We start from the raw sequence: 8,630 nt of genomic DNA on the forward strand, positions 1-8,630 counted from the left end.
GGCCGGCGGCGTCGTCCTCTCGCTGGCCGACCGCGGCCCCGCCGCCGCGCCCGCCCCGGCCCCGCAGCCCGCGCCGGTCCCCGTACCCGAGCCGGTCGTGGCCACCGGCCCCGCGCCGATGCCCGTACGGAACCCGGGCCCGCCGACCGGCGGCCCCGAGTACTTCGAGATCGCGCAGGACCAGCAGCTCGCGCCGCAGGGCGCCGAGCCGTGGGCCGCGCAGCCGCAGGAGCCCGAGGCCCCGCAGGCCCCGGCCCTCCCCGCAGAAACGGTCGTCCCGCAGAGCGGGCAGTTCGTCCAGGCCGAGGGCAACATCCCGACGACCTCGCACCTTGCCCCGGTCCCGGCGCCGGAGCCGACCCCCGCGCCGGAAGCGCCGTCGGAACCCGATGCCCCGGCGGCCGTCGAGGAGACCGCGCCTGAGGCCCCGGCGGAGACGCCCGAGGTCCAGGCCACCGTCCCCGCCCCGCGCGAGGGCGAGCCGACCGCCGAGGCCCCCGAGCCCGCGCCGGTGGAGGCGGAGGAGCCCGTCGCCGCACCCGAGGCCGAGCAGGTTCCGGAGGCCGCGCAGGTCCCGGACGCCGAGGAGCAGCCGGAGGCCGTCGCGGCGGCCGTCACCGAGGCGCCTGCCGAGTCGGTCGCCGTGGCGGAGGCACCGGCCGAGCCGGTCGCCGTCACCGAGGAGCGGCCCGCGGAGGAGCAGCTCCCCGAGGAGGCCCCCGTCGAGGCGGTCGCCGAGGAGATCCCCTTCGTCCCGGAGGAGACCCCCGAGGCCTCGACCGAGCCGACCCCCGAGCCGGCCCCGGAGACCGAGGCCGAGGCGGCGCCCGCCGCCGAGGCCCCGCAGGGCGAGGAGACGGAGCCGGTCGAGCCCGCGGAGGGCGTCGCCCCCGAGGCACCCGAGGCGCCCGCGGAGGCAGTCGCCCCCGAGGCGCCCGCGGAGGCCGAGGAGGCCGCCCCCGAGGCGCAGCCGGAGACGGCCCCCGTCGCGGAGGAAGCGGAAGGCACGGAGGAAGCGGAGGACGCGGAGGAAGCCGAGTCGGCCCCGGCCCCCGGCTACGCCGACGCCGAGCGCGAGGCGGTCCTCCGCGTGATGCGCGAGCGCCGCGACATCCGCAACGGCTTCCGCTCCGACCCGATCCCGCACGAGGTGCTGCTCCGCGTCCTGGAGGCCGCCCACACGGCGCCCAGCGTCGGCCACTCGCAGCCCTGGGACTTCGTCGTCATCCGGTCCGCCGAGACCCGGCAGACGATGCACGAGCTGGCCCAGCGACAGCGCGAGGCGTACGCCAAGTCGCTGCCGAAGGCCCGGGCGAAGCAGTTCAAGGAACTGAAGATCGAGGCCATCCTCGACACCCCGGTCAACATCGTGGTGACGGCCGACCCGACCCGCGGCGGCCGCCACACCCTCGGCCGTTACACGCAGCCGCAGATGGCCCCGTACTCCTCGGCGCTCGCCGTCGAGAACCTCTGGCTCGCCGCCCGCGCCGAGGGCCTCGGCGTCGGCTGGGTCAGCTTCTTCGACGAGCGCGAGATGGTCCGCGCCCTGGGCCTCCCCGAGCACCTCGAAGTGGTCGCGTACCTCTGCGTGGGCTACGTCGACGAGTTCCCCGAGGAGCCCGAGCTGATGCAGGCGGGCTGGTCCAAGCGCCGCCCCCTGGCCTGGGTCGTCCACGAGGAGACGTACGGCCGCCGCGCGCTGCCCGGCGAGGAGCCGCACGACCTCCTCCAGGAGACCATCGCCAACATCCGCCCGCTGGACGCGAAGGCGCTCGGCGAGGCGTGGGAGCGCCAGAAGCGGATGACCAAGCCGGCCGGCGCCCTCGGCATGCTGGAGATCATCGCGGCGCAGCTCTCGGGACTCTCCCGGGTCTGCCCGCCGCCGATCCCGGAGCCGGCGGCCGTCGCGATCTTCGCGGGCGACCACGGCGTCCACGCCCAGGGCGTGACGCCCTGGCCGCAGGAGGTCACCGGCCAGATGGTCGCCAACTTCCTCGGCGGGGGAGCGGTCTGCAACGCCTTCGCCAACCAGGTGGGCGCGGAGGTGTGCGTCATCGACGTGGGCGTGGCCTCCGAACTCCCGGCCACCCCCGGTCTCCTGCCCCGCAAGGTCCGCCCCGGCACCGCCGACTTCACCACGGGTCTCGCGATGACCCGCGACGAGGTCCTCGCGGCGATCGAGGTGGGCATCGAAACGGCCCGCGACCTGGTCGCCGCAGGCAACAAGGCGCTGCTCACGGGCGAGATGGGCATCGCGAACACCACCGCGTCCGCCGCACTGATCTCGGTCTACACGGGCGTCGACCCGACCGAGGTCACGGGCCGCGGCACGGGCATCAACGACGAGACGCACGCCCGCAAGGTGGACGTCGTCCGTCGCGCCCTGGATCTGCACAAGCCGGACCCGGCGGACCCGATCGGAGTCCTGTCGGCGGTCGGCGGCCTGGAGCACGCGGCGCTCGTCGGCCTGATCCTGGGCGCGGCCTCCCTGCGTACCCCGGTGATCCTCGACGGTGTCTCCACCGGCGCCGCGGCCCTGGTGGCCCGCGCGATCGCGCCGGAGTCGCTCGCGGCCTGCATCGCCGGACACCGCAGCGCCGAGCCGGGCCACGTGGCCGCGCTCAACAAGCTGGGCCTGCGCCCCCTGGTCGACCTGGACCTCCGTCTCGGCGAGGGCACGGGCGCACTGCTCGCCCTCCCGCTGGTGCAGAGCGCGGCCCGCGCGATGCACGAGGTGGCCACGTTCGACTCGGCGGGCGTCACCGAGAAGTAGCTCCGAGGCGCGTCCCCCACCCGCACACGGAGGTGGGGGACGCGCGCGGAGCGTGTTCGGGACGTGCGGCGTGATGTGTGGCGCGTAGAAGAGCCGTGCTCCCCAAGGGCCGGTACGCGCCGTGAATCACGCGGTCCCCGAACACGGTCCCGGAGCGTCCCCCACGCGGGGGCCCACCTGGCGGAGGCACGGACCGGCAGTGTTCAAGGGAGGCGTAGCCCCCCCCGGGAGATCCGTCACACCCTGACGTGCCCCCGCCACCGATATCGTGGTCACCAGGCGCCCCGCCGCCGTCCCACCAGCCGCTTCATCGCAGCAGCGGCCAGCACCCGCCCTCCGAGGAGCCGCTCACCCATGGCCGAGCACGCCGCTCACCCCGCCCAGCCGACGACGCACCCCGCCTACCCCGTGGGCCTGCGCCTGGCCGGCCGCCGCGTAGTCGTCCTCGGCGGCGGCCAGGTCGCCCAGCGCCGGCTCCCCGCCCTGATCGCCGCGGGCGCCGACATCACGCTGATCTCCCCCTCCGCGACCCCCTCGGTCGAGGCGATGGCCGAAGCCGGAGAGATCACCTGGACCAAGCGGCGGTACGAGGACGGCGACCTCGCCGACGCCTGGTACGCCCTGGTCGCCACGACCGACCCGGCCTCGAACGCCGCCGCCTCCGCGGAGGCCGAGCGCACCAGGACCTGGTGCGTGCGCTCCGACGACGCCGAGGCCGCCACGGCCTGGACCCCGGCGACGGGCCGCGGCGAGGGTGTGACCGTCGCGGTGCTCACCGGCCACGACCCGCGCCGCTCCGCCGCCGTGCGCGACGCGATCGTCGAGGGCCTGCGGGACGGCTCGATCGCGGCCCCGCAGCACCGCGCGCGTACCCCCTTCGTCGCGCTGGTCGGCGGCGGCCCCGGCGACCCGGACCTGATCACGGTGCGCGGCCGCCGGCTGCTCGCCGAGGCGGACGTGGTCATCGCCGACCGCCTGGGCCCGCGCGACCTGCTGGACGAACTGCCCCCGCACGTCGAGGTGATCGACGCGGCGAAGATCCCGTACGGCCGGTTCATGGCCCAGGAGGCCATCAACAACGCGCTGATCGAGCACGCGAAGGCGGGCAGGTCCGTCGTACGGCTGAAGGGCGGCGACCCGTTCGTCTTCGGCCGGGGCATGGAGGAGGCGCAGGCGCTCGCCGTCGAGGGCATCGCCTGCACGGTGGTGCCGGGCATCTCCAGCTCGATCTCGGTCCCGGGCGCGGCGGGCATCCCGGTGACGCACCGGGGTGTGGCGCACGAGTTCACGGTGGTGAGCGGGCACGTGGCCCCGGAGGACCCGCGTTCGCTGGTCGACTGGGCGTCGCTCGCGAAGCTCACGGGGACGCTCGTGATCCTGATGGGCGTGGACAAGATCGGGAAGATCGCCGAGACGCTCATCGCCCACGGCAAGAACCCGGAGACTCCGCTCGCCCTGGTCCAGGAGGGGACGACGGCCTCGCAGCGCCGGGTGGACGCGACGCTGGCGACGGTGGCGGAGACGGTGCGGACGCAGGAGGTCCGCCCGCCGGCGGTCATCGTGATCGGTGACGTCGTGACGGAAGGCCCGGACCGCCTGGTCACGTAGCACCGCTCGGGAGCGGGCGACGCACAGCCGCACACACATTGGCACCACACCCCGGACAAGGCAGTATCACCTCGTGGCCGAACTCATCACGATCGACGACCCCGACGACCCGCGCCTGCGCGACTACACCGGTCTGACCGATGTCGAACTCCGCCGCAGAAGGGAACCGGCCGAGGGCCTGTTCATCGCGGAGGGCGAGAAGGTCATCCGCCGGGCCCGCCAGGCGGGGTACGAGATGCGCTCGATGCTGCTCTCCGCCAAGTGGGTCGATGTGATGCGGGACGTCATCGACGAGGTCCCCGCGCCGGTGTACGCGATCCAGCCGGACCTCGCGGAGCGCGTCACCGGCTACCACGTGCACCGCGGCGCCCTCGCCTCGATGCAGCGCAAGCCGCTCCCGGACGCCGCCGAGCTGCTCGTCGGCGCCCGCCGGGTGGTCGTGATGGAGTCGGTGAACGACCACACCAACATCGGCGCGATCTTCCGCAGCGCCGCGGCGCTCGGCATGGACGCGGTGCTGCTGTCGCCGGACTGCGCGGATCCGCTGTACCGGCGCTCGGTGAAGGTGTCGATGGGCGCGGTGTTCTCCGTGCCGTACGCCCGGCTCGACACCTGGCCGAGGGGCCTGGAGGCGGTCCGGGAGGCGGGCTTCAAGCTTCTGGCGCTGACGCCGGCCGAGAAGGCGATGTCGATCGACGAGGCCGCACCGCACCGCATGGAGCGGGTGGCCCTGATGCTGGGCGCGGAGGGCGACGGCCTGTCCACGCAGGCGCTGCGGGCCGCGGACGAGTGGGTCCGCATCCCGATGGCCCACGGCGTCGACTCGCTGAACGTGGGCGCGGCGGCGGCGGTGGCGTTCTACGCGGTGGCGACGGGCCGCCCGGAGACCTGAGCCTGAGAGCGGGTGCCGGGCCCCTCGGCCCGGCGCACCACCCCACGGCCGAGCACGGGCCGGCACGACCCGGCCCGTCCACGGCCCAGCCACGGCCACAGCCCGGACCCGGCCCAGCCGGAGCCCAGGCCCCCGGGATCTACCCCTGAAGGGCCTGGGCGGCGGCGATGCCCAGGGCCACCACCAGCGTCACCACCACGAAGACGAAGAGCCGCTGCCGCAGCAGCCGCGGATTGGCGGGCCGCCGGCCCGTGGACGTCGACCGCGCACCCGGCCGGGTCGCGGGCCGGCCGCCACCTGTCCGGGGCCCGGCGGAGGGCCGGGAGGACGGCCCGGGCCCCCGCCCGCCGCGATCCCGCTCCGCACCACGCTCGGTGCCACGATCCGTACCCCGTTCGCCGCCGCGCTCCCCGCCCCGCTCCGCACCGCGCTCCGGCCCACGACCGGGCACGTCCCGCTCGGTGTAGCGCTCGGTCGGACGGAGGGTGTTGCGCTCCTCGGTGCGTTCCCGCTGCACGGGCGGCCGCGAGACCGGCAGCCCCTGTGCCTCGCGCGCCGCGATCTCCTTGAGCCGCATCGACAGCTGAAGGGTGCTGGGACGGTCCTCGGGGTCCTTCGCGAGGCAGGCCCGGATGAGCGGCGCCAGCGCGTCCGGCACGCCGTGCAGCTGCGGCTCCTCGTGCACGACCCGGTAGAGCATGACCTCGGAACTGCCGTGCCCGAAGGGCGAGTCGGCCATCGCCGCGTACGCCAGCGTGGCACCGAGCGAGAACACGTCGGTGGCGGGGGTGACGGCCGCGCCGCGCACCTGCTCGGGGGCGAGGAAGCCGGGGGAGCCGACGGCCGTACCGACATGGGTCAGGGTGCTGGCCCCGGTGGCCCAGGCGATGCCGAAGTCGATGATCCGGGGGCCCTTGGGGGAGAGCAGGATGTTCGAGGGCTTGAGGTCCCGGTGCACGACCCCGGCCTCGTGGACGGCGACGAGCCCCTCCGAGAGCGCGGCCCCGATCGAGGCCACGTCGGCGGCGCGCAGCGAGCCCTCCTCGGCGACCCGGTCGTGCAACGAGGGACCGGGCACGTACTGGGTGGCGAACCAGGGGCGCTCGGCCTCCAGGTCGGCGGCGACGAGCCGGGCCGTACAGCCGCCGCGGATCCGCCGGGCGGCCGAGACCTCACGGGCGAACCGGGACCGGAACTCCTGGTCCTCGGCAAGATCGGGCCGGATCACCTTGAGCGCCACCCGCTGGCCGCGCCGGTCGGACCCCAGGTACACGACGCCCATTCCGCCGGCCCCCAGCCTGCGGTGGAGCCGGAACGACCCGACGATCCGCGGATCCTCGCGCCGGAGCCGCATCATCGCCATGTCCGTCCCCTCGTCCGTTCGACGTGGCACAGCTTACGTAGTGGCGCCCGCAGGCGCTCATAGGCCGCGCCCTCGCACCTGGATCGATTGTCAGTGCTGAGGGGTACACGGGAGGAATGCGCGCCTCCGGTGGACACCCCAACCGCCCACCCCAACAACCGAGTTGACGATCCGCCGAAGGCGAGCTCCGCGTGCCACGGGAGGCTCTCCCGACCCCCTCCGACCAGGGCGTTCGCGCGACGCCCGGCGAAGTGAGCGAAGTCACGCCCCGGCCACCCCTCCACCGGCCCGTCCGGAACCCCTCAGGGAAGACCCCGGGTTCCGCGCCCCTGTCTCCACCCTGGGGAGTACGCCGTACGGCGCGGCGTCATCCTCCGGGAGGCCCGCAAGTCGGTACGCGGGCATGACGTCCGGGCGCTCCCGGCTCCCTAATGTTGATGTCAAGCGGCGGGTGCAGCACTCGTCCCCCGAGGTCAAGCACCCGCCGCGCCAGACACGACAGGAGAGGAACCATGGCTTTCACGGCATCGCGGACGAGCACCCAGCCTTCGAGCCGGCGTCACCCGCTGGTGGCCACCGCCATGGTCCTCCCTCTCGCGGCCCTGCTCGTGGTCGTCTTCGGCGGCTGGGAGGCAGTGGTCACACAGGCGTCGTCCGTGGGCGTGATGCTGGGGCGCTGATCAGCGCCCCGGACCCGGGAGAGCGGCCCGGGTCGGGACATCCGGCCTTCAACCCCGTGGGGACGGGGGTGCGGCGGACGGCAGCGTGGGGCCGGTCAGCTGGGGAGCTGACCGGCCCTCGCGCGTTCCCGCCCCGTACGCTCGCCCCCGTGGACTTCCCCGACCGGCCCCTCCTCGACGGCCTCGCCGCGTACGCGCGCACCGCCGCCCACCGCCCCGGCACGCCCTGCCGCTGTGCGGGCGACCTCGTCGGTGTGTTGGCGGACCGGGACGACGGGACGGTCGTACGGCACGGGCGACTGGTCGCGAAGGCGCACGCACCCGGCACCGACCCCGAGGCGCACCGGGCGCGGATCGCGCTCGCCGCCCACCCGGACGTCCGCGAGGTCTTCCTCCCGCCGCTCCCGATGTCCACGCCCGGCGAACTCGACGGCCGGCCGGTCAGCGTGTGGCCGTACGGCTCGCCCGTCGACCCGGCGGACCCCGACGCCGCCCCGTGGGAGGAGGCAGCGACGCTCCTCGCCCGGCTCCATCGCACCCCGCCGCCCGCGGGGGCGGCCGGCCGGCTCCCCGAGATGAGGGCTCCGGCCAAAGCGGCCCTCGCGGTGGACCGGATGCGCCGGACGGCGCCGGACCACCCGGCCGCCACGACCGTCCTGGCCGCCTGGCGGTCGGTCCCCGGCCGCGTCGCGCCGGACGGCCCCCGCCTCCTCTGTCACGGCGACTTCCACCTGGGGCAACTGGTCCGGGACGCCGGGTCCGTGGAGCCTCCCGGTACGCCGGCGCCGGTCGACGCCCCCTGGCGGCTGATCGACATGGACGACGCCGGTCTCGGCGACCCCGCGTGGGATCTGGCCCGCCCCGCAGCCTGGTTCGCGGCCGGCATCCTGCCCCCGGAGATCTGGTCCCGTTTCCTGGGCGCGTACCAGGAGGCGGGCGGCCCGGCCGTGGGCGCGGATCCATGGGTCCAACTCGACGTGCCCGCCCGTGCCCTGACGGTCCAGACCGCGGCGCTCGCCGTCGCCNNCTCGACGAGGTCGAGGGCGTGATGATCGACACCTGCGCCCGTATCGCCGGACATCGAACCGACTCGGCCACTACGGCGTCCACGTAAGGTGAAGCCACCATTCGTACGGCGAAGTCAGGGAGTTGAGCCGACCATGCAGTGTCCCAAGTGCCATGCGGCCATGCACACGTACAACCGCAACGGCGTCCAGATCGAGCAGTGCAGCGGCTGCCGCGGGATATTCCTGGACTACGGCGAGCTGGAGGCGCTGACCCGCCTGGAGTCCCAGTGGGTCCAGCAGGCCCCGC

General features: G+C 75.0%; 7 protein-coding genes. 6 read left to right on the forward strand and 1 reads right to left on the reverse strand.

Annotation, left to right across the window (positions count from 1 at the left end; genetic code table 11):
- The 3 genes from cobT to AOK00_RS33365 all read left to right on the forward strand — a co-directional run.
- On the forward strand, positions 1 to 2,773 hold a 2,773-nt coding region (gene cobT / locus AOK00_RS33355), incomplete at its 5' end, for a nicotinate-nucleotide--dimethylbenzimidazole phosphoribosyltransferase (RefSeq protein WP_055603890.1).
- A 354-nt stretch (positions 2,774 to 3,127) separates the two neighbouring features.
- On the forward strand, positions 3,128 to 4,381 hold the full coding sequence (gene cobA / locus AOK00_RS33360) for a uroporphyrinogen-III C-methyltransferase (RefSeq protein WP_055603891.1): 1,254 nt from the start codon (positions 3,128 to 3,130) through the stop codon (positions 4,379 to 4,381).
- 73 nt (positions 4,382 to 4,454) lie between these two features.
- Positions 4,455 to 5,273, forward strand: coding sequence for a TrmH family RNA methyltransferase (locus tag AOK00_RS33365; RefSeq protein ID WP_055603892.1), 819 nt, complete (start codon positions 4,455 to 4,457; stop codon positions 5,271 to 5,273).
- 139 nt (positions 5,274 to 5,412) lie between these two features.
- On the opposite strand, the gene AOK00_RS33370 is transcribed toward AOK00_RS33365, so the two are convergent.
- On the reverse strand, positions 5,413 to 6,636 hold the full coding sequence (locus tag AOK00_RS33370) for a serine/threonine-protein kinase (RefSeq protein ID WP_055603893.1): 1,224 nt from the start codon (positions 6,634 to 6,636) through the stop codon (positions 5,413 to 5,415).
- Between the two features lie 512 nt (positions 6,637 to 7,148).
- Here AOK00_RS33370 and AOK00_RS39565 point away from each other — a divergent pair.
- The 3 genes from AOK00_RS39565 to AOK00_RS37855 all read left to right on the forward strand — a co-directional run.
- Positions 7,149 to 7,316 carry a hypothetical protein gene (locus tag AOK00_RS39565; protein WP_173861709.1) on the forward strand — a complete coding sequence of 56 codons (168 nt, stop codon included), beginning with the start codon at positions 7,149 to 7,151 and terminating at the stop codon, positions 7,314 to 7,316.
- A 149-nt stretch (positions 7,317 to 7,465) separates the two neighbouring features.
- On the forward strand, positions 7,466 to 8,341 hold an 876-nt coding region (locus AOK00_RS33375), incomplete at its 3' end, for a phosphotransferase family protein (protein ID WP_254047596.1).
- 135 nt (positions 8,342 to 8,476) lie between these two features.
- On the forward strand, positions 8,477 to 8,630 hold a 154-nt coding region (locus AOK00_RS37855), incomplete at its 3' end, for a zf-TFIIB domain-containing protein (RefSeq protein ID WP_173861710.1).

Origin of the sequence: Streptomyces aureus (assembly GCF_001418135.1) — a bacterium.
Classification (GTDB): Bacteria; Actinomycetota; Actinomycetes; order Streptomycetales; family Streptomycetaceae; genus Streptomyces; species Streptomyces aureus_A.